General features: G+C 57.4%; 12 protein-coding genes. 4 read left to right on the forward strand and 8 right to left on the reverse strand.

Annotated features, from left to right (window positions below):
- Positions 1 to 41: 41 nt before the first annotated feature.
- Positions 42 to 938, reverse strand: a complete 897-nt coding sequence (locus AU182_RS12865; protein ID WP_066965880.1) for an AraC family transcriptional regulator — start codon at positions 936 to 938, stop codon at positions 42 to 44.
- Between the two features lie 126 nt (positions 939 to 1,064).
- On the opposite strand from AU182_RS12865, the gene AU182_RS12870 reads away from it, so the two are divergent.
- Entirely contained in the window at positions 1,065 to 1,967 is a 903-nt protein-coding gene (locus AU182_RS12870; RefSeq protein ID WP_066965882.1) for a phytanoyl-CoA dioxygenase family protein, read from the forward strand.
- Between the two features lie 36 nt (positions 1,968 to 2,003).
- Here the strand turns inward: AU182_RS12870 and AU182_RS12875 are convergent, their stop codons facing one another.
- The 3 genes from AU182_RS12875 to AU182_RS12885 form a co-directional block, all read right to left on the reverse strand.
- A complete protein-coding gene (locus AU182_RS12875; protein WP_066965884.1) occupies positions 2,004 to 2,804 on the reverse strand; it encodes a DeoR/GlpR family DNA-binding transcription regulator in 801 nt (266 codons plus the stop codon).
- Positions 2,805 to 3,044: 240 nt separating this feature from the next.
- Positions 3,045 to 4,337: an L-rhamnose catabolism isomerase gene (gene rhaI, locus AU182_RS12880; protein ID WP_066965886.1), complete on the reverse strand. Its 1,293-nt coding sequence runs from the start codon at positions 4,335 to 4,337 to the stop codon at positions 3,045 to 3,047.
- Positions 4,338 to 4,387: 50 nt separating this feature from the next.
- On the reverse strand, positions 4,388 to 6,490 hold the full coding sequence (locus AU182_RS12885) for a bifunctional rhamnulose-1-phosphate aldolase/short-chain dehydrogenase (RefSeq protein ID WP_066965889.1): 2,103 nt from the start codon (positions 6,488 to 6,490) through the stop codon (positions 4,388 to 4,390).
- Positions 6,491 to 6,918: 428 nt separating this feature from the next.
- Between AU182_RS12885 and AU182_RS12890 the strand changes: the two genes are divergently transcribed.
- Both AU182_RS12890 and AU182_RS12895 read left to right on the forward strand, forming a co-directional pair.
- Positions 6,919 to 8,394: an FGGY-family carbohydrate kinase gene (locus AU182_RS12890; RefSeq protein WP_066965892.1), complete on the forward strand. Its 1,476-nt coding sequence runs from the start codon at positions 6,919 to 6,921 to the stop codon at positions 8,392 to 8,394.
- 94 nt (positions 8,395 to 8,488) lie between these two features.
- On the forward strand, positions 8,489 to 9,463 hold the full coding sequence (locus tag AU182_RS12895) for an alpha/beta hydrolase-fold protein (RefSeq protein WP_066965895.1): 975 nt from the start codon (positions 8,489 to 8,491) through the stop codon (positions 9,461 to 9,463).
- Between the two features lie 287 nt (positions 9,464 to 9,750).
- Here AU182_RS12895 and AU182_RS12900 read toward each other — a convergent pair whose 3' ends face one another.
- Positions 9,751 to 12,021 (reverse strand): fatty acid desaturase, encoded by a 2,271-nt coding sequence (locus AU182_RS12900; RefSeq protein ID WP_066965897.1) that lies wholly within the window; start codon positions 12,019 to 12,021, stop codon positions 9,751 to 9,753.
- Positions 12,022 to 12,317: 296 nt separating this feature from the next.
- On the opposite strand from AU182_RS12900, the gene AU182_RS12905 reads away from it, so the two are divergent.
- Positions 12,318 to 13,295 carry an aldose epimerase family protein gene (locus AU182_RS12905; protein ID WP_153039226.1) on the forward strand — a complete coding sequence of 326 codons (978 nt, stop codon included), beginning with the start codon at positions 12,318 to 12,320 and terminating at the stop codon, positions 13,293 to 13,295.
- 94 nt (positions 13,296 to 13,389) lie between these two features.
- On the opposite strand, the gene AU182_RS12910 is transcribed toward AU182_RS12905, so the two are convergent.
- The 3 genes from AU182_RS12910 to AU182_RS12920 all read right to left on the reverse strand — a co-directional run bounded on the left by AU182_RS12910 (position 13,390) and on the right by AU182_RS12920 (position 22,203).
- The gene (locus AU182_RS12910; protein WP_066965903.1) at positions 13,390 to 16,782 is read right to left on the reverse strand and encodes a glycoside hydrolase family 38 C-terminal domain-containing protein; all 3,393 of its coding nucleotides are present in this window, start codon (positions 16,780 to 16,782) and stop codon (positions 13,390 to 13,392) included.
- Between the two features lie 236 nt (positions 16,783 to 17,018).
- The gene (locus tag AU182_RS12915) at positions 17,019 to 19,577 is read right to left on the reverse strand and encodes a hypothetical protein (protein WP_227718258.1); all 2,559 of its coding nucleotides are present in this window, start codon (positions 19,575 to 19,577) and stop codon (positions 17,019 to 17,021) included.
- A gap of 346 nt (positions 19,578 to 19,923) precedes the next feature.
- Complete coding sequence (locus tag AU182_RS12920) at positions 19,924 to 22,203, reverse strand: GH92 family glycosyl hydrolase (RefSeq protein ID WP_227718259.1); 2,280 nt, start codon at positions 22,201 to 22,203, stop codon at positions 19,924 to 19,926.
- Positions 22,204 to 22,228 lie beyond the last annotated feature (25 nt).

A 22,228-nucleotide genomic window follows, 5' to 3' on the forward strand; every position in this document is an offset into this window, starting at 1 on the left:
AGGGGTTGGGCCTACAGTGGCCACAAATGCGACCCCCGCCACTATTCCCGGTGGCAGAGTGTGCCGGCCGCAGGTTGCCGCAACTTGCGGTACCGCAATGGCGTGGTGCCGCGGTATTTTTTGAACTGACGATGGAACAGGGGCAGTGAGGTGAAGCCGCTCTCGGCAGCGATTACGGCCACCGGTTCACGGCTCTGCCGCAGTTGCTGACTGGCAATTTGAATGCGGTACTCGGTGAGATACTCGAAAAAAGTGCGGTTCATCATACGCTGGAAAAAACGCGCAAATGGCTGGCTGCGCAGGCCACAAGCTGCCGCGGCCTCCGCCAGTGTAACCTTGCGCTGATAATTGTCGCGCACGAACTCGAGGATATGATTGAGGCGGCTATCGCTACCCTCCCGTTGATCGTAATGGTAGTCATCCGAAGACAATGTGCGATAGCGACTCGCGGTCAAGCCGTCGAGCAACCGGAGTAGCTGCAGGTAACGATCGAGCCCCTGCGCATCGACCAGCTTGCTGATCGCACGGCCAAAGCCGGCATTGCGCCCGTTTTCAAATACGACCCCGCGCGCAGCGTTGTGCAACAACTCGTTCACCGCCACCAGTTCGAGCCCCGACGGAATCAGCTCTTGCGGCCATTGCACCACCAGCGCCTGCGCGCTCGCCCCATTCTCTGCAATGCGCTCGCTTTGTCCCGCTGCGCTCTCGACGCGGCTTTCCCACCGATGGGGCACGTTCGGCCCAATCAACACCAGGTCCCCGGGCGCAAAGGTTTCCATGCTGTCGCCCACATGGCGCACACCGGCGCCCTTGCGGATATACGTAAGCTCGAAATACGCGTGAAAATGCCAGGGCGCAGGAAAGCGCGGTGCATTGACCTCCAGGCCAAGCACGGACGACCCCACCTGCGGGGTGATGCGTTCAAGGTAAGCGCGCAAAAGTAACCTATTTTTTATTATTTACATTATTTTCCCGGACCGCGGAGAAAAATAGTATACATAACTGTGTCGCGCCACTAGAAATACGCAGGCAAGAATAAACGACGTGTTATTTTCGAGGGCGAAATGACAGAAGCGAGCAAATTTCAGTCTGCGGACCTGTCTCTGGTGCACGAACCGCTGACCGCGCGCATGCGCCAACACTGGCAACAGTGCGATTGGGATGCCTATAAGCTCAACGACGAGCAACTGGCGCAGTTCAGCGAACTGGGGTACGTCAGTGGCATCCCGATGTTGGACGACGATTACATTGCGGCGCTGCGCGCGGAACTGAGTGAGATCGTGGATCCCACGCATCCGCAAAATGCGCTTTTCCATGAATTTCACAGCAATGAGTCCAGCAATCCCGCCGAGGTACTGTTCCACTCCCTGGGTCACTGGCGCATTGCTCCGCACTTTCACGATGTGCTCTGGAACCCGCGGTTCCTGGTGCCCGCCTCACAGCTCTTGGGGAATCAACCAGTGCGGTTCTGGCACGATCAACTGTTCTGCAAACCCGCGCGGCACGGCGGTGTCGTTGCCTGGCACCAGGACTACAGCTACTGGACACGCACCGTGCCCATGCAGCACCTGACCTGCTGGGTCGGGCTCGACGACGCCAATACAGAAAATGGTTGCCTCCACTATATCCCCGGTAGCCACCGCTGGGGGCTGCTGGAAAAACCGGAGCTTGCCGGCGATATGCGCGGGCTGGAAGAATTTCTCAACGGTGCACAGCGGCGGCAACTGGAAAATCCGGTCGCGGTGGAAATGCCCAAAGGTCACGGCAGCTTCCACCATCCGCTGATGGTGCACGGCTCCTACGCCAATCGTTCCGAGCGGGCGCGGCGTGCATTTGTATTGAATGTGTTTGCAGATGGCACCCGTTCAGATACCCGGGATGTACTACTGAAGGGCATACCGGTGGTACCGCCGGGAGAAGCGTTGGACGGGCAGTTTTTCCCGCTTTTATATGAAAAACCCGCCTGACAAAGGCGGGCTTTTAAAAATACCTGAACGTGTTGCTCAGGCCGCAACCGCCTCCAATTCGACGGTAATCACCTCAACCCCGGCGGCTTTGATTTCCTCAATAACGCGAGGGTCCGCGGTATCGTCGGTAATCAGAATATCCACCTCGGTCAGCGGATAGATCACAAAATTACTTTTCTGCCCGAGCTTGGAGCCATCCGCAAGCACCACCAGTTTTTCCGACTGGCGACGCAGCTTCTGCTCGGCGCGCACAATCAGTGAATCGGTTTCCATCACACCAAACTCGCCAATACCGGCGGTACCGGTGAACATCAGGCGACAGCGATAATTCTGAATGGAGTCGTTCTCGAACGGGCTCAGGATAATGCCCTGCTTGCGATAGATTTCACCGCTGGGCACGGTGACCTGATTCTGGCCGTTTTCACACAGGTACTGGGCCAGGTAATAGGAGTTGGTCAATACGCTCACATCGCGCTGGGTCAGGTACTCGCCCATCATAAAGGTGGAGGAACCACCGTTGACAATCACCAGCTCACCCTCTTCACACAGGGAGACGGCCTTCGCCGCAATGGCCTGCTTGGCGGTGGTCATTTTGTCTTTGTTGACGAGGAAAGCCGAGCCGGCCAGATGGGTCTTGGGCACGCCCGCCGGGCGGTTGCCAATACGCTGGGCGCCACCGCGGATTTTTTCCAGGCGCCCTTCCTTACTGAGTTTGATCAGGTCGCGACGGATCGTCGCCTCAGAGGAGTTCAGTTGCGCAGTCAGGTCTGCGACGCTGGCGAACTGCTGCTCTTCAAGAATTTCCAGCAACAGTTGATGGCGCTGCTTTTCTAACATAATGGCGATTCCGTGTCTGATCTTGAGCGTGTGAACCCGAGTGCTCGCGCCGCATCCGTTCGGTTCAGACCGGTCTGCCTCAATCACCACAGGGCTTGAAGACAATCCGCATCTGGCGCGTCAATTCACTCAGAATTACTCATTATCATTCAATCCCGGCGCACTTTCAATCCTTTCAATCACGGGTGATTGAAACTGCAGTTTGACCGTGCGCCGGTGTGCGTCCTTCTGTTCTGGCCCTCAAACAATCCCGGAGCCGCTGCCGCCCGTGCTGGGGCGATCGGCCACCAGGTTTTGCTTGTACTGCGCGGCGCGATAGGTCGCCAGCGGCGCAATGGCGCCACCGTGACGGTATCGGGCCATGGCCAGAATCGGGCTGACATCGGTGTTGAATGCCTGCTTCAGGGTATTGGACGCCATCAGCGCATCGTTGTCCCGCTGGAAGCCTTCCAGCGTCGGCCGGTCCACCAGCAGTGCTTTGACATAAGAGCGCTGCACTTCTTCGGCGGAGTTCATCAGGCTCTCGATGGGGTCGGTCACATTGTGGGACTGATCCAGCATATAGCAGGGTGCGAACCCCTCCTGCTGGCGATACTCGGCATCCACCAGCTCGTTGAAAATCAGGAACTGCTGGTACGGATGCAGCGAACCGCTATCCAGGTCGTCATCGCCATACTTGCTGTCATTGAAGTGGAAACCGGCCAGTTTCTTGAACTGGATCAGGCGCGAAACGATCATTTCGATATTCACGTTGGGCGCGTGGTGACCGAGATCCACCAGGGATTTGGCTTTCTCACCGAGCTCCATGGCACACAGCACGTTGGTGCCCCAGTCCTGAATCACGGTGGAGTAGAAGGCGGGCTCAAACATCTTGTGCTCGATAAACACCTGCCAATCGTCCGGCAGCGCCGAGTAAATTTCGCGCATGCTGTCCAGGTAGCGCTCCAAACCGCGCTGGAAATGCTGCTGACCCGGATGGTTGGAGCCGTCGCCGATCCACACGGTCAGCTCTTTTGCACCCAGCTCCTTGCCCCACTGGATGCACTCAATGTTATGGGCCACCGCCTGGGCACGGGTTTCCGCGCAGGTACTGGTCAGGCTGCCGTATTTGTAGGTGTGCTTCTGGCCCGGCTGATCCTGAAAGGTATTGGAATTCACGCAGGTAAATCCGAGACCGTACTGGCTCGCAAATTCACGCAGCTCCCCAAAGTCATCCACCCTGTCCCAGGGGAAATGGGGGGAGACTTCAGAGGTGCAACGGGTCAACTGATTGATCACCGCGCAGTCTTCGAGCTTTTCAAAGATATTGCGCGGTTCCGCCAGGCCCGGAAAGCGTGCGAAACGGGTACCGCCGGTACCGGTACCCCAGGAAGGCACCGCCACCTCAAAGGACGCCGCGCGCTGGGTGATCTGTTCGATATCGATATCGCGGCGGGCAAGCTGGTTGCCCAGGGCATCGTAGTCCTGCTGCAAAGCCTGCAGCTGCTCGGCATTGCGCTGCTCAACCAGCGCAGAGGAAATGCGTTCGTTCATCGCCTGAAATCCTATTGTTATTGTGCTTGGCCTTTTCCATTCACCCGCGCTTAGCGAGTGAAGGAAGGCGCGTGACCCGCGTCAACGTTGATAATATTACCGGTTGATTTAGATGACACGTCCGAAGCGAGGAAATACGCCGCTTCCGCAATATCTTCCGGGAATACGTTCAACTTCAGCAGACTGCGCTGGCGGTAATGCTCTTCGAGCTGCTCTTCGCTCATGTTGTACGCGTCGGCGCGCTCTTTCTTCCACTTGCCGCTCCAGATCCGCGAGCCGCGCAGCACCGCATCCGGGTTGACCACGTTGCAGCGAACCCCGATCGGTGCGCCCTCCAGGGCCACACAGCGGGACAGCTGCACCTCAGCCGCCTTGGCGGTACAGTACGCAGACGCGTTCTGGGAGGCCACCAAGCCGTTTTTACTGGCGATAAAGATCACTGAACCGCCGAGGTTCTGGCGTCTCATCACCTTGAAGCCCTCACGGCTGACCAGGAAGTAGCCCTTGGCCAGGATATCCAGGTTGCGATCCCACAGCTCGATACTGGTTTCCTCGATGGGCGCGGCACTGGCGATGCCCGCATTGGAAACGAGGATGTCGACGCCACCAAATTCCAGCGCCGCGACCGCCAGCGCCCCGGCCACCGACTCTTCACTGGTGACATCGCAGCGCACGGTGCGCACCACGTCGGTACTGAACTGTTCAGCCAGCTGCGCAGCACGCTCTGCCATCGACGCCTCGTCGATATCGGCCAGCACCACACAGGCACCTTCCTGCAGCAAACGACTGGCGGTGGCAAATCCGATACCGCCAGCGCCACCGGTAATAAACGCCACCTTGCCGGCGAGGCTCTTGGGTTTGGGCATGCGCTGGAGCTTGGCTTCTTCGAGCAGCCAGTACTCAATATCAAACGCTTCCTGCTCATCCAGACCCACGTACTCACTCACGCCGCTGGCTTCACGCATCACGTTAATCGCATTGATATAAAACTCACTGGCGATACGCGCGGTGGCCTTGTCCTTGGCAAAGCTAAGCATGCCAACACCCGGAATCAGGTAAATCACCGCATTGCCATCGCGCATGGCCGGGCTGTTATCCCGCTTGCAGCGCTCGTAATAGGCCGCGTAATCCTCACGATAACTCGCCAGCTGCTGGTCCAGTTGCCCTTCACAGCGAGACAGCTCGCCCTGCAGGTCGGATGCCTGCGGGTCAAAGTCGATAACCAGCGGACGAATTTTGGTTCTGAGGAAGTGATCGGGGCAGGAGGTACCCAGTGCCGCCAGCGGCGCCAGCTGCTCGGAATTCACAAACTGAAGCACTTCAGGGGAATCGCTGAAGTGCCCGATTTTACGCTCGTCTCGGGAAATCATGCCGCGCACCAGCGGCATCAGGCGCGCTGCTACATCGCGACGCTCCTCCGCTGACAGGTTCTGGGCGATCTTCTCGCCACCAAACGCAGCCGCGGTATTGTTCTTGGCCAACCAGTCTGCGGCGCGCTGGATAATGGTCAGGGTGTTGAGGTAGCAGTCCTTGGAGGTGTCACCCCAAGTGAAGATGCCATGCCCCTCGAGCACGATGCCCTTCAGGTGCGGGGCAGACTTGGCCATCGCCTCGAGCTTGAGCCCCAGGTCGTAGCCCGGGCGCTGCCACGGCAGCCAGCCCATCTCGCCTTCAAAAATGGTCTCGGTCAGCGCGCGGCTGTCTTTGGTGCAGGCGATGGCAATCGCTGCATCCGGGTGCATGTGGTCCACATGGGTGTGAGGAATATAGGCATGCAGCGGCGTATCGATACTGGCAGCGCGGGGATTCAGGTTGAACGTGCAATGGGACAGTAGCGCGACCATCTCATCTTCGTGCTCGAGGCCGCGATATTTCTGTTTCAACTGCTGAAGGCGGTCCATATACAGCGTGCTGAAACCGTCGAGCTCGATGGAGCCGAGGTCACCGCCAGAGCCCTTCACCCACAACACGGCCACATCTTCGCCAGTCAGTGGATCGCTCATCTGGACTTTGGCCGAGGTGTTACCGCCACCGTAGTTGGTGATGCGGAGGTCAGAGCCCAGCAGGTTAGAACGGTATTTGAGCAACTCGGGCTCAGACATTGCATTGGCCAGGGAATCGTCCCACAGGCTCTGGAGAGGCTTACTCATCATAGCTCGACCCTGAAAATCTTATTTTTTGGTTTTGTGTCGTACAACTTCTGTGATTGATGAATTATGGCACTGAAGGAATATGATCGCAAATGATTTATTGTGATCGCATAGATGGTTATTGATCGAAAACTCTCATGTTGCACGCGGCCGGCTGTGCGCGACAGATCCAGCGGCGGCCTGCACAAACCAAGAAATACCAAGCGACGACCCGCCACTCAGACACGCAAACACCCGGGTACCCGCCCCCTATCCGAATTCGTCACGCGCGCACGAACTTGAGCGCAAATGATTGTTTTGAGGCGGGCTTGGTGTTACTTTTGGACGATGATTCCCGGCGCCTTGCGCGCAGACAATAACGATAAGACTCCATGAAGATGAGACCGACTGCGACCAGGTCGGCGGTCCAGTAAAGCGGCGTTGAATTTCCCATGCAATACACTCTGATCCTCGACATCGGCAAAACGCACATCAAACTCTGTGTGCTCGATGCCTCGCTCACCAGCGTCGCCACCCGCGAAGCAAAAAATCGCGTACTCATGTCGTCCATGTTTTATCCCCAGGCGGATATCGACTACATCTGGCGGTGGCTCAGCGAAAACCTGCGCGAGCTCACCGGTCAGTTCGACATAACACGACTGAATATCACCACCCACGGCGCAACGGCCGCCTGCCTCCATCAAGACGCGAATGCAGCCGAGCTGGACAACCAGGGGCTGGCACTCCCGGTGCTGGACTATGAATACGAAGGACTGCGGGACAACGAGGCAACCGTCTCCCACTACCGCAGTGTGCGCCCCCCGTTCAACGAGACCTATTCTCCTGCGCTCCCTGCCGGCCTGAACCTGGGCCGCCAGCTGCATTGGCAGTCGCGACAGTTTGCCGAGGCATTTTCCCGGGTCGGCGCCATCGTCATGTATCCGCAATACTGGCTGTGGCGCCTCACCGGAAAAATCCGTAACGAAGTCACTTCGCTGGGGTGCCATACGGATTTATGGTGCCCGGCCAAGGGCGACTACTCCTCCCTGGTCGACACCATGGGCTGGCGTAACTTATTCCCGGCACTGGTCAGCGCCACCGAGGCAATCGCGCGCCCCCTGCCCGAGATCTGCGCCGCTACCGGCCTACCGGAACACTGCGCCATCTTTGCCGGCGTGCACGATAGCAACGCCAGCTACTGGCGCCACCGCGCTGCCAGCGATGGCGAACCGTTTACCGTGATATCCACCGGCACCTGGTCGATTGTGATGGCTAATGGGGCCAAGCTCGACAGTCTGCAGGAATCCCGCGATATGCTGGCCAATGTCGACGCCGCGGGCGACCCGATTGCCTGCGCGCGGTTTATGGGTGGACGTGAATATGAAACCCTGTGCTCCCTGACCGATTCACCCCTGGATCAGGCGGCGGCGGGTGAAGAACCCCAGGAACAGTTGCAGGCGTATATTCACCAGCAAGTGATGGCCTTGCCCACCTTCAGCCGTGGTGGTGGCCCGTTCGCCGAACTGCAGGGGAGCTTGCGTGGCGACGTCACCGCGGGCACCGGAGCGCTGATCGCCTCCCTCTACTGCGCACTCATGCTGGATTATCAGCTGTCTGCGATCGGCAGTTGCGGCCGCATTATTATCGAGGGCGCGTTCCTCAAAAATTCCCTTATCTGTGGCCTGCTTGCCCAGCTCCGCGCCCCTCAACCGGTCTACCTATCGGAGGATGACACGGGTACGGTGACCGGCTGCGCCATGCTTGCACTGGGCGCAGACGCGTCGGCGAGTACCGCGCTCACGCTGTGCGCGCCGACCGCATTCCTCGGCCTGCAGGAATACCGGGACCAGTGGCTGCTGGCGGTGCGCGAGCAGGAGCGCAAAGCTTCCCAGCCGGATTCCATTGCACCGGCCGCAGAGCCCCAGTGAACTAACTCATTGGGCATATCATCTGCCCGCCAACCATCTGCTGGCAACGCAGGTTGCCAGTTATTGCAGTAGCCCCCAATTTCACCGAACGCTTATGCAGAACTTAATCGCCCCCCTTCGCCGACACCGGTTTTTGCGCACCGCGCTGGCAGCCGGATTACTCACAGTGATCGCCGGTTGTGGCGATGGGCAGGCGAGCTCAGAACCGGACCTGCTGCGCATTCCCTATAGCGACAGTGAGCAACGTGAGCGAGACTTTTTTGTCTACCTGCCACGTGATTATCATTCCGACACCCAGCGTGAATGGCCTGTGCTCATGTTCCTGCATGGGAACGGCGAGCGAGGTAACGGTAAAGATGAACTGGATTTTGTGATGATGCATGGTCCGCTCATGGAGGCCTGGGTTTTCAAGCGGGACCTTCCGTTTATCATTATCGCCCCGCAACTTCCCATGTTTTCGTTTAGACAGAATGGACCGGCGTACCTGCTCGAGCGGCAGAGGGAAAACATCCCGCGGCGCAAGGATCAGGGTACGCCCCCACGCGCCCCGGCAACGGTGCCGGAAGAGCCCATGGACGGCGTACCAGCAGCCGATATGACGGGCGAAAGCAGTGTCCTGCCAGAGGGATGGGATAAGATCGAACAGGACCTGATACGCATGCTCGACCTGGTGGAAACCCGTTATCGCACCGACCGCGCCAGGACCTATTTGAGCGGCCTGAGCTACGGGGGGTTCGGCACCTGGTATCTTGCCAGCAAGTACCCCCGGCGATTCGCCGCGATAGCGCCCATCGCAGGATGGGGACATCCGGACCTCGTCACACCACTTGCCGATGCACGCACGCCGGTCTGGGCCTTCGCCGGAGGGCTGGACCCCGTAATCCCTGTGGAGCAATTCTATCCCGGGCTCAACCAGCTGAAAGCACTGGGCCATCCACAGGTGCGCTTCACCGTGCATGAAGATATGGGGCACGACGTCTGGCGTCGTGTTTATGCCGGGGAGGATTTTTACCAGTGGTTGCTGTCACACGAGCTTCCCGGTTTGAATGCTGAAACCAGCGAACACTGAGCAGCCCCCGGGGCCGCGCTGTGTGGCCCCGAAACTCTTTCCCCATTCTCCCCACTCCCCGATTACCCCGCCTTACTTCCTGCTTCCCCCTCCCGCATACCATTCGTTCCCGGTGAAAAAACGCGGGCAAAAAAAAGCCCCCTTGCGGGGGCGACGAGAAAGGGAGACTAGATCTTCTTGCGAAGGTCTCCTGACGAAGAGCTCCAAACATTGCCATGACTCACGTCATTGCGCCGTCCGAAGAGACAACCGTGCACCAGGGCTCCACCCGGCACACTCCACGAAAACTAGAATTCATCAAACGCAATCTGAGATTTCGGCACTTTCATTTCACCGAGCATCTGGCGCGTCGCGGCCATCATCGGCGGTGGCCCACACAGGTAAAACTGCACTTGCTGCGGGGCATCGTGCGCCTGCAAGTAGCTCTCATAAAGATGTTCGTGAATAAACCCTTGCGGAAAATCCGCGGATACACCTGCACTTTCCGATAGCGCCACATGAAAGCTGAAATTAGGAAAGCGCTCCGCGAGATCACGGAAATACTCCGAGTAAATCAATTCACGTTCATTACGCGCGCCATACCAGAAACTGATTTTTCGATCCGTGCCTTCAGTCTCCAGCAAGTGCGAAATATGGGATCGCAACGGTGCCATACCGGCGCCGCCCCCCAAGTAAACCATTTCCGACTCGGCAGGCTTGATCCGAAAGTCACCAGCCGGCCCCTGCGCCTCGATAACATCACCAGGGCGCAGACTAAATACATAACTCGACCCAACCCCGAGCGCCGGCTTACCCGCAATCTCACCCAAGGCAAGACGCACGTTCAGCTTGATGATTCTATCCAGCGCGGGATTGCTGGCGATCGAGTAATTGCGTTTGCAGACCAGATCGTTTTCAACTTGAATATCGAAGATTCCCAGGCTTTCCCACATATCCCTAACGCTCGTATCCACCTGGTCTCGTTGCAGGTAGCGAGGCCCGTAGGACGGTACCAGCAGCTGGATATAATCACCCGGCTGATAGTGAAAGGCCGGCGCGAGCTGTATGGGTTCCAGCTCCAACTCACAGATGAAACTGGCAATATTGCGCTTGCCCACAACGCGGAACTGCCACCGCTGCCGGGTGGGATCCCCATTATTTGGCGCAATATTCGGACGGGTGCAGAGCTCCAGCTGCCCCTGCCGCTCTCGCACCGCAAAGGTTTCCAGCGCGCTGCACGCCGGTGCGCGAACTGCCGCACCACTGCGAATGTCGAAACGCCCATTGTGCTTGGGGCACTCGATGAGATGCCCTTTTACAAATCCGTCTGCGAGATGTGTTCGGCCATGGGTACAGATACCCTCGGTGGCAAATACATTTCCCTCAGCGGTGCGATACATCGCATAGGTGTGACCGCGATAGTCCACCCGAATGACATCCTCGGCGGAAAGCACGCGGGTTGGACCTACACGAATCCAACCGTCCGCATCCTGCTCGCCAAGTGGAGTAATGACCGATACTTCCCCCGATACTTCCCCCGCCACTTCCCGGTTGAAATTCGCTGGTTCTGGCAGTGTCCGCTCAACGAAATACTCCGGGTCTTTCGACTGTCGCCACAGCGCGGGGAGAATTTCCTTCCACGCGGCCAGCAGTCCCGGGTAGGCGGGAGGGCAGTCGTCCTTGATCAGCGCATGTAGCCTTGGCAGCGAGTGATAGGGAACCAGCGGGTACATGTGGTGCTCTACGTGGTAATTCATGTTCCAGTAGAGATACCGGTTCAACCAGTTCATGGCGATGGTGCGGCTGTTCAGACGGTGATCGAGTACGTTCTCCGCCAGTCCGGCATGCTGCGTATACCCATAGAGGGCAATCAACCAGGAACCGAATACGGTTGGCAAGCCAACAAAAAATAGCGGCAGCCAAGATTGGGAGACGAGCGCGAGCCCCATCACACTCAGGTAAATGACTACATACAGGCGCGCTTTCCAGTGAATCTTTGGCCATTCGGACTCCGGCACAAACGCATTCGCGTCATCCGTGCGCTTGCCCAGAGCATGCATGACCATGCGGCGCCCTTCCGCCCACATGACATTGAGCTTGAATACACTGAGCAACATCGATAACAGGCGGACCGGTCTGGGACTGGCAATTTCGGGGTCGCGACCAACAATGATGGTGTCTGTATGGTGGCGAACGTGGCTCCAGCGCCAAGTGGTCGACTCACGAAACACCAGGAAGGACGACACTTCATACAGAACCGTGTTCATCCAGTCGGAACGAAACGCCGTCCCGTGACTGCTTTCATGCCAGCGGGAATCTGATACGGACGCGTACAAAACGGCATAGAGCATGAACGGAAGGAAAAACCAGGCACTCCCCCAAGTCTGCACCATTGCATAGGCCGCTACACCGAGCAGGGAAAACCACAAGGCGGTATCCCGTACCGCGGGGCCATTTTTTCGCTGCAGTAGCTGGCGCATTTGCGCTTTGGGTACGGGGCTCTGGTACCACTGGGCATCCGCCAACCCATTGGCCTGGGCCGCACGCGTGCTGTCGCCGTTCAAGCGGTAATCTCTCACCGTCCAATGCCCTCCGGGGCTACTTCTTATTCTTTTACCAAGGCCGCCAAGTGGGCTCGTCGCTGACCCAGGTTGCCTCTTCGACCGCGACTGAGGAATGTGCCCTTACTGATTCATGGGCCAGTATTGATTTATTGAACCGGCACCGCGACAATCGAACCATCAATAGCGATCATTTTTGATCATTGATAATCATATTAAATGAGCGATCCCCGACAAAGCAACCATTTTTTGGCGTGTTCTGGGGTTTCGACATAGCATTGCGCAATGGCCGCACACCAGAGACCAATAACAATATGCAGCACAAAGCCTCCGACGGCATCGGCGCCGTCAGCGTACTGGGTGAGGGAACGGATCTCGAAGTCACCGTCATTGAATTCGGCGCACGCCTCGCATCGATCCGCTTCCGCGGACGGGAAATGCTCCTGGCCTACCCTCGGATAGAGGATTTAGCCAGCGACCCCTTTGCCCTCGGGGCAGTGTGTGGGCGCGTTGCAAACCGCATCGAAAACGCGCGTTTCTCCCTGGACGGTCGCGAATACCAGCTCACGGCCAACGACCCGCCCCACAGCCTGCACGGCGGCATACGCAATTTTGCCAACCAGTGTTGGCAACAGGTGCACGCAGATGCGCACAGCACCCGTCTGAATATCCTGTCACCGGATGGCGACCAGGGGTTTCCCGGCACACTGCGCACGGAAGTGCACTACCAGCACAACGGCCACAACACACTGGATATCCACTTTACGGCGAAGACCGACGCCCCCACGCCGGTAGACCTCACCAGCCACGGTTATTTCACCCTGGGGCAAAGCGATACTCGCCGCCTAGAGCTTGCCATTAACAGCCGGCACTACCTGCCGAAAACCCGCGCGAATGTGCCCAGTGGCGAGATTACCGAGCTTACCGTCAGTAACACCCTCGACCATCGCCGGTCACTTGCCGAGCACGAGGCGCGCTGGAACGACGCAGACCTGAAATCGCACCCGGGCTTCGACCACTACTTTCCATTCCACCGTACCCCGTTGCAGCCGCAGGCAACCCTGTGGGCCCCACACAGCGGTGTGAAAATGCAGTTGTTTACCGACCAGCCCGGGCTGCAGTTCTACGATGGTGGCGGGCTGGGTGGCCGCTTTGCCCCTTACGCGGGTGTATGCCTTGAGCCGCACAATTTTCCCAACGCGATCAACCAACCGGGCTTTCCAAGTCCGGTGCTCACGCCTGACGAAGAATACCAGCGCAGTATTCGCCTGGTATTCAATGACCTCGCATAAGAAAGATCCGCACTGCAGGCGTTCCGTCGGCAAAAAAAACGGCACTCGCTAAGGAGTGCCGTTTTTCGTTCTAGCGGACAATGGCCGATGCGCGCTACTCGGCCAGCGCCAGCTTCAATGTTTTGATTTCAAACGGTCGGAACACCAGTTCCGATGTATCCACTGCGCGTTCAGACCTGGCAAACGCAAGTGGTTTGGGCGCCGCCGGATCTTCCTTCATATTCACCTGCCATACCGACGCCACACGTGGATCAAATGCCAGCTTGACTCGGGTCCGTTTATTCTCCGTCTCAAACAGGCGCACGATCATGCCACTGCCATCTTCGGCCTGCTTCACCGCGCTGATCAGAACGTTGTCCGGCAGAGTCGAGCGCAATAAGCTCAACTGCTCGGGTGCCTGCCCCTTTCGGTTCCCAGACACTTCCGCAACAACCAACGGGTGATTGTACGCCTTGGCCCGCTGGATCACTTTGGCCTCGTGCATGGTGCCGTTGTGGGGATAGATCGCATAGCTGAAGTGTTCACCACCGGCATCACCAGACTCCTCGATCCCCCAGCCCACATGCTCCAGTTCGGCATATGAATGTTTGCGCTGACCGAAACTCAGGTTGAGGCGCAGCCCACCGGATTTCAGGTCGTAGCCGTAGCGGGTTCGGTCCATCAGCGCGACCCCATAACCACTCTCGGACACATCGGCCCACTCGAATGCCGCTGTCGGTGATACCAGATGGTCGTTCTTGCCGTGATTACCGCGCTCCATGTCGATGTAGCCAAATTGAATCCCGTGATGGGCTTTTTGACTGTTCACTGCCAGGGGGAAATCCACTTCCAGCCGGTCGTAATCGCGCCAGTCGATATGGCTGTCGAAATGCAACTGCTTGTCGTTTTTACCCAGCCACACACGCTGTTCGAACTCGGAGTCCTCCACCTGGAAGCGGATGGTCATCCCTGCCTGCAGCGGATTGGTGAAATAGCGACTGAAGCGCGCACTGGCGGATACCGGTGTCTCGCTCTGGTCCTCGTGGGACACCTTGAGCATGGTATTCCAGAGCTGCCCTTCGGGTACCAGTTCGCGCTGCTGGTCTTTGTCCCAGAAGGAGGTAATTTGCCCGCGCTTGTTGAACGTCACTTTGACCAGCGTGTTTTCCAGTATCCGGTTTTCCGCGCGCAACGCGGGCGCTTCAAGACTGGTGTCGTCGCGCCAGTACAGCAGCTGAAACTGGCCCGCCGGTAACGGCGGCAGATCGGCTACCAGCTCCCCATCCGGGGCCAATGCAACCGGCACTTCGACACCGTCGGCGGTCACCAATGCGCTCGCCTTTTGTTCTTGCGCCCCAAGGCGAACCAGACCGCTCTGCGTCACCGGGGCGCCATTGAAAATCAGCAGCCCGTCCCCTTCCAGCGCAATTTTGTCCTGCAAGTGTGCCATGGCGCGGTCACGAATGTCCGTCGCCTGCGCCTCCAGCGAGCGCAGGTGGGCATTGGCCGACTCCAGCACTTCCGGAACGGCCATACCGGTGATCACATCGTGGAAATGGTTGACCAGTAGTGCCTTCCACGTCTGCTTTAGCGCTTGCGCGGGATATTCCAGCCCTTCCATAGCCGCCAGCGTGGACAACGCTTCAGCCTCCGCAAGCCGCTGCTCCACCGCGCGGTTCGCCATTTTGATGCCGTTGGCCATCATGAACGTGCGCTCTATCCAAGAATCGGGAAGAATCCGATCGTCGTACAACGGGAACTTGCTCCAGTGCTGTTGCTGCCCACGGATGTAATCGTGCAGTGTGGTCCATTCCACGGCGGGGAATCCCGGGAGCGCCTGCACCCGGCGGATCACTTCCACCTGATCCTCGGAACCACCGGCGCCGCCATCCCCCCAGCCCACAAGCAGCAACTGGTTATCGGTGGCATCTTTGTTTTTAAACTGGTTCCAGGTACCCGCGAGGCGTCGCGGTGCTGCATCTGGCGCGTTATAGGTGGTAATCAGGCTGCCATCTTCGAAACGATAGTTATGAATCGGATCGTGAAATGGGTATTCCCACGCAGGGGTAGTCAGGGAGTTCACCAGAATTTCGCTGCCGTCGATCCCTTGCCAGCGATAAATACTGCTGTCGATTTCCGGGGTATTAGTGCGCATGCCGATCAAATGATCCAGGCCAAAACTCTGGGCGACCTGGGGAATAAACGGCGGGTAGCCGAAGGTGTCTGGCAAAAACAGAGTGTTGTCGGTCACTCCCAGCTGGTTTTCATAATAATCCAGCCCGTAAAGTAACTGGCGCACCACACTCTCGCCACTCGGCAGGTTCATGTCGTTTTCAACATAAGTGGCACCGTTGGCTATCCACTGCCCGCCGGCAATCTTCGCACGCACGCGACCGAAAAGGTCCGGATACAGTGACTGCATGCGTTCGTAATGGTAAGGCGTGGTGAATACGTACTGGTACTCGGGAAAGCGATCCATCAGGTACAGGTTATTCAGCGCGAGCCGTTGGATTTTGTCGTCGGTATGTTCAAAGGTCCAGCGCCAGGCACTGTCCAGATGCCCGTGCATCAATACCTTCAGGGTCTCGCTGGGTGCGGCCATCTCTGCAAGCGTCTCAAATCCGGATTGCAAGGTGTCCACCGCGCTAGCCAACTGCTGGTCGAGTAGCTCGGAGCCTGCCACCTCAAGATTGACCGACGTCATGACCTCGTCGATCAATGCGCGCACCGACTGATACGCTTCCGAGTCTTCGCGAAGGATGGACGCTGCCTCAATCAATACACGCATGCGCCAGTACACCTCGTCGGCATCGGGCTTGCGCTCGACAACTGCGACCTCCCGATACCCCCGCGGCTGATCGAATACACCAAAGCTTTTCAGGGTAACCCGGTTGGGCTGGGTGGAATCCATCATGGAGTCCAGGGACCAGTAAAAATGCTTGCGCTGTAGCGCCGCCTTCGCTTCCCCGTTGACATAAATCGTGGTTTCCGGCCAGCCGGGCACCGACATATCCATCGGTTTAAGGGTAAAGAACCGCTCTACGCCCGCCTCGGATGGCGGCAGCGGCGGGATCTCAAACCAGTAGGTGTGCTGGCTGTGGCGGCCACCCACCAGGCTGCTCGGGTCCTGCTGCATTTCTGCGGGGGGGACCTCCTGTTGGGGGTAAGCCGGGTCCCAGTGATCGACCCGCTTTACACGCTCAACTTTCCACAGGGTTTCATGGCGCAGCTTCCCCAGGCGATCCAGAAAAAGGATTTCGTGGGGCTGGAAATACGGATAGGGCATCACATGCCCATCGAGGGCCAGGTGCCCCCCTTCCAGTGCGAGGTGGTCACCGTCGGCCGCACGCTTGATGTAATCGAGGGTTTCTGCGGGTACCGGTTTGTACTGCGTGGTCTCTTCGATCGACAAACTCACCGCACTATGAGAGACCATCACGGCGAGCAGGCTGCTGCCTGCCGGAACGAGTAACGAACGGAGAGTGCTGTTTCTTTTTATGCTTTGCATGGTTTGCTCCTGCGCTACGCTTTTTGGCGCACAACTTGGGGCACAACAGATCCCTGAGACCAAAAGCAGCGAAAAATAGTAACGGTTACGTCTGCTGACACTGCACAGAAACCCCTGGCGGGAACTGCCGGTGCCGGCCTGTTTCGGATTTGGGCCAGACTTTCACTCATCCATCAACACAAAAGCCATAGACCCAAAGCCATCAACTCGAACGCGATCAACGCGAAATCCCGCATTTAGGGCTTTCGCGCAACGGACTCCGGCATATATTCCTTCAGGCTCGCCGCGACCACCCCCGCACCACGGGTGCTGTGTATGAGGTGCGGCTCACCGTTGATCCAACGCACTTCACCCTCATTGACACGGGTATAGCCATGCCGTGTACCTGAGGACTCCGTAATGTCACGCACATCAAACTGCAGGGGATGTGAATCAGATTTCAAATGGATTTCGTAGATGCCCACATTATTGCGAATACTTCCAACCGGCACGAACAGCCGATCACGGTATCCCGCCAATCCCGTCATAAACGGGAATTCTTGATCGTCGCGGGTGTACGCGTCGGTTTCGAACCATTTGGGCACACCCACCTTTTTCATGCGCGCACGATCCAGAAGCTTGTCCCACGTCGAGCCCAGATCCGAAGAGACATAAACGTTGTGGCTGTTATCCTCCGGATTAAAGGCAGCAACGGCCAACACAATGTGGTCGTCATTAATCCAGGCGGCGACATCTTCTACTGCCCCGGGGAATTCACCCACCATTCCCATTTTGTCGTCATGGTAGAAAATCATGTAATTCTGGAAGGCGACGAAGAAGGAATTCTCCAACGCTGGATGCGCAACAATGGCGGCTTTGGGAATCACCACCTCGCCAAAATTGAGCTTGCGGAAACCCTCGCCCTCACCGTTCAACAGCGCAGGCACGTCATCACAAACGTAAATACCTTTACCGCGAAAAGTGATAAACAGTCGTTTGGGGTTTTGGCTATCGGCGGCCATACCCCAGATCCGGTAGTCCCACGAACTCCAATCGCCATGCTTGCGCGACTTTTTGGGAACCGAGGGCAGGCCTCCTGCATTTTCCGTATCTTCGCCGGTCCACTTATCAATACCTCCCGCCAGGTGTACCCATTTGTCCTGTGGTGAAAGGTCATCCAGCTTCTTGGCGAAGAGCCCCATGGGAATATCGCCTGCACCATAGCCAAAACCACTGGCGAGTACCGCAATTGGCGGCGTTGTCTCGAGAATTTCCACCGACTTGGATGCCGTCACCTGGGGAATCGGGCGAAACGCGCGCGTCCAACTCTGGCCGTGATCCCAACTTTCATGCAGCCCCTGATCTGCAAGTGCCGCAATGGCGTAGTTGTCGTAACTCGCAAAATCATTGTTGTAGGTATTCACGAAGCCCCGATTACGCCAGGTTACCGCGCCGTTCGTCCCGTTATCTTTTTCAACCCGTGTCTGATACAGCACCGACTCTGCCCCGCGCTTGGGAAAGCCCTTCGCTGCCGGATCGAGAAGACTGATTCCATGGCCGTTCTCAAGCAACACCTTGGCGTCTTCACCCCATGAAATTGGCGAAAAGGCAAAGCTGTCGATCTGGACATAGTTGTCAGATCCTTGGGAGGTTTCCCAACCCTTTTGGCCACCTTCGTAATAGATACGCTGCCAGGCTGCCTGAGTGGGCACGCCTTTGCTGATATCCAGGCTGGACATGAACAGGGAGCTATTGTGGTGCTTCATGGTTTTACCCAGCAGCACCCGCACTGTATTTTTCAGCCCATAGGCCGCCTGACCACTGCGTGGATCAATTTCGAGGCGCGCATAGCGCTGGCCAGGATTGGTATAGGATTCCCCATCCCATTCTTCCCGGGTTTCCCCGGGCTGTGCCAGGCGCTTTTCCGGTGCCCCGTACAACTGGTCGACTTGCACCCAGTCCGCCTCATTGGCGGCAAGTTGCTCAGCATCCACAGAAAACACGGTGGACTGCTTGCTGTTTTTGGAGAGAACGGCAAAGGCAAAGCGTTCCGTTGGATCCAGGGCAATACCCAGCGCGTGGCGATAGCCACGGGGTAGCTTTACCGGTTGCCAACTGCGCGCTGCATCCGCCGAAAAATAGAGCCCACGCTCTGTTGCCAGATAAATCCGGTTGCGTTCTTCATCGAAAGCCAGCTGCCAGGCATTCTGGCCTTTCTTTTTTTTCTGATCGTAAAACGATTTCTCAAAGGTCTTGCCGCCGTCGCGGGAGACAAAAACAAGCCCGGGATGCTTGCTGCCGTCGGCGTACTCAGGAACGCGTTGCACCATGCGATTCAGGTCGTCTGCGTCGGGGCTGCTCAAAGCCAGCAACACCAGGTTGGAATCGCTGGGATGCACACCGGCTATATGAATCGGGTAATTCAGAGTTTCCGGAATTGGCTCCCAACTATCGCCAGCGTCATTACTTTTGAGCGCCATGCGGTGAGTGCCTAAGTACAAGCGCTGGGGATTTTCCGGGTCGCTGGTCATGCCGAACACATTCAATTGCGGCAAGTCTTTGGAAAGCAACCGGTAAGACTGCCCGTAGTCGTCACTGCGATAGGCGCCTTCCATATCGCTCATCACATAAAAGCGGCCAGGTACGTTGGGCTCTGCATAGATGGATTGAATTTCGCCACCACCGCCAGGGGCCCAATACTCCCAGGTTAAAGATGGCTGGACGGGGGAAGCGGCGTACCCGGATTCTGCAGACAACAGCAGTGCAGAAATGGCGATAACCCTGACGGGACACTTGAATAGCTGGAGGAATTTCATTCTAGGCTCCACGAGCAATCAGTTTACTGGGGCAGGAATATGCGCTGCACCTGCCAGCATACGCCTGCTAAAGAAGAGGGATAGCGCCTACGGATCATCCCGTTTAACAGCGCTTATCGCGGGCAGTGCACTACAAGTACAAGCCAAGCGATACAGTGCATTCGGACAACATCAGGCGGTAACAACGGGGACGCCCATGTCCCAGAAAAAAGCCACGCCACACAATCGTATCGCGATTTTTGTAACCGGGGATCCGAATGGCAAAAAAAGCCCCCTTTCGGGGGCGACGAGAAAGAGAAGGATGAAATTTTTATAAAACTGTTAGCAACGGCTTCGCCTGGCTCACCTATTTGCTTGACGATGCCTTCAAAGAAAGTACTCCGCCGGCAACCATATCGGCATGCTGTAGCTGGAACGGATTGAGCGGCTCACCATTCAGCTTCTTCTCAGCGATATAGCGGTTCCCTTCGGCGAAATTTTCCACCTCAATGCGGAATTCCTTACCGGGATAGAACTTCTCGTCGAGCTTGATGGAAATCGACTCGAACGAAGGAGTGGCCAGCTGATATGCAGGCTCGCCCACCAGGTCCGGATAGAAGCCCATCATCGCGAACACCAGCCAGGCAGACAGTGTGCCGGCGTCGTCGTTGCCGGGAATGCCCCATGGAGTGGTGTTGAAATACTTATCCACGGCAAAGGTAACCATGTCCTGGGTACGATGCTCCTCGCCTTCGACATAGTTGAACAGGAAGGGATACTGGATATCCGGCTCGTTGGTCATATCGAAGTAGTAGTTTTCGAAGCTGGTGCTCAGGCGCTCGACAAACTGGTCTTCACCCATCAAGTCGATCAGACCGGGGACATCGTGGGGTACAAAGAACAGGTATTGCCAGGCGGTACCCTCCACATAGCCTTGTCCGCCACTCATTTTCCAGCGAATATCCCAGTGACGATCCAGTGGGTCGAAGGGAGTCATCCAGGAACCGTCTTTATTGCGCGGGCGCAGGAAGCCGGTCTCTTCGTCATACAGCTTGCGATAGCTCTGGGCCTGGTCGTAAAAACGCTTGGCATCGTCCTCGTAACCGAGTTCTTCCGCCAGTTTGCTGATATTCCAGTCTGCCAGGTTGTACTCAAGCGTGGTGGACACAGGGCCCCAAACGATGCCGTTGAACCAGCCAAACTCCATCGGGTCACCACCGCGATCGTCCATGGGGATGTACCCCAAGTCCAGGTAGTGCTTGATGCCGGGGCGCAACAGGTTAAAGGTTTCGTATTGCGTGGCGGATCTCACCATCGCCTGGTAGGCCGTTTCCACATCGAAGTCTGTCAGGCCTTTGCGGTAGGTATCCACAATAACGGGTACCGCCGGGTCGCCCACCATGGTGGCCGCTTCCATACCGATCAGCTCCCACTTCGGCAGCCAGCCGCTGTCTTTCGCGGTATCCACCATGGACCGCACCATATCGAGCTGCTGCTCCGGGTGGGTCAGGGTAATCAGCGGATGAACCGTGCGGTAGGTGTCCCACAGGCTAAAGGTGGAATAACGGGTGAAACCTTCCGCTTTTTTCACCGTTTTGCCGTCAACACTGAGGTATTCACCGTTCACGTCGTTGCTGACATGGGGCATGATCAGCGAATGGTAGAGCGCGGTATAGAACTTGGTTTTGTCCTCCTCGCTGCCACCGGTAACTTCGACAACAGAGAGTTCTTTTTCCCAGGCGGCGCTGGCCGCTGCACGCAATTCGGCAAAGGACTTCTCGCCCTGCTCTACCTTCAGGTTTTCACGGGCATTCTCTGTGGAAACAAATGAAATACCCACACGCAACTCGAGCTCGGTGGGCTCAGCGAACTCATAGCTGTAACTTACACCCACGTAATCCGCATTGGGGGATTTTTTCTGAGTCGCGAGGAAGGCCGGCGATTCAAACTGGCTGTGCGCGGCGGCGGGCTGGCTCAGTTCCGCGGAGAAATAGATCTTGCGTTCCTGACCGGCATCACAGAAGTTGCCCTCGATCTGATAACCCTCGATACGGTTGGCGCTCAGCTCGGTAAAGCGGCCACCCCGCATCTCACCCTGGTTTACTGCAAGATCAAACACCAGGTGCGCTTTGCCTGCGGGGAATTCGTAGCGGGAGATACCAGAGCGCGTGGTTGCGGTCATTTCCGCCCACACGTTAAAGGTATCCAGGAAGACCTTGTAGTACCCCGGTTCTGCCTGCTCTTTGGAGTAGCGACTGCGGGTTTCTTCCGGCGTCAGCGCCAGGTCACCGGTAATAACTTTTACCGGAAACGCACCGCTGCTCGGGCAACCGACACCGGAGAGCTGCATGTGGCCAAAGCCATAAATATGCTCGGCGCCAAAGTGATACGCCGCAGAGTTTTTGTTTTTGCTGAAGTCAATATTCTGCGGTACCACGGAGGCCATACCCCAGGGGAGCACTGCACCGGGATAGGTATTGCCTTCGTTCGCGGTCCCGATAAAGGGATTGACCCACTGAGTCACGGGCGCGGCAGAAGCTTCCGAAACCACCGCTGACGGACCACTCGCAGCATCCTTCTCCGCGCTGCAACCCAGCAGCAAGGCCCCGGCAGCGAGCAACCCCACCCCCAGGTTGAGTGAACGCACGGACCATGCGCCTGAATATTTTTCT

Origin of the sequence: Microbulbifer sp. Q7 (assembly GCF_001639145.1) — a bacterium.
In the GTDB taxonomy this organism is placed as follows: Bacteria; Pseudomonadota; Gammaproteobacteria; order Pseudomonadales; family Cellvibrionaceae; genus Microbulbifer.

Excerpts from the sequence above, each read along its gene's own strand:
- AU182_RS12905 (WP_153039226.1), top strand. The coding sequence starts at position 12,318 with ATGCAGCACAAAGCCTCCGACGGCATCGGCGCCGTCAGCGTACTGGGT.
- rhaI (WP_066965886.1), bottom strand. The coding sequence starts at position 4,337 with ATGAACGAACGCATTTCCTCTGCGCTGGTTGAGCAGCGCAATGCCGAG.
- AU182_RS12885 (WP_066965889.1), bottom strand. The coding sequence starts at position 6,490 with ATGATGAGTAAGCCTCTCCAGAGCCTGTGGGACGATTCCCTGGCCAAT.
- AU182_RS12910 (WP_066965903.1), bottom strand. The coding sequence starts at position 16,782 with ATGCAAAGCATAAAAAGAAACAGCACTCTCCGTTCGTTACTCGTTCCG.
- AU182_RS12895 (WP_066965895.1), top strand. The coding sequence starts at position 8,489 with ATGCAGAACTTAATCGCCCCCCTTCGCCGACACCGGTTTTTGCGCACC.
- AU182_RS12915 (WP_227718258.1), bottom strand. The coding sequence starts at position 19,577 with ATGAAATTCCTCCAGCTATTCAAGTGTCCCGTCAGGGTTATCGCCATT.
- AU182_RS12875 (WP_066965884.1), bottom strand. The coding sequence starts at position 2,804 with ATGTTAGAAAAGCAGCGCCATCAACTGTTGCTGGAAATTCTTGAAGAG.
- AU182_RS12870 (WP_066965882.1), top strand. The coding sequence starts at position 1,065 with ATGACAGAAGCGAGCAAATTTCAGTCTGCGGACCTGTCTCTGGTGCAC.
- AU182_RS12890 (WP_066965892.1), top strand. The coding sequence starts at position 6,919 with ATGCAATACACTCTGATCCTCGACATCGGCAAAACGCACATCAAACTC.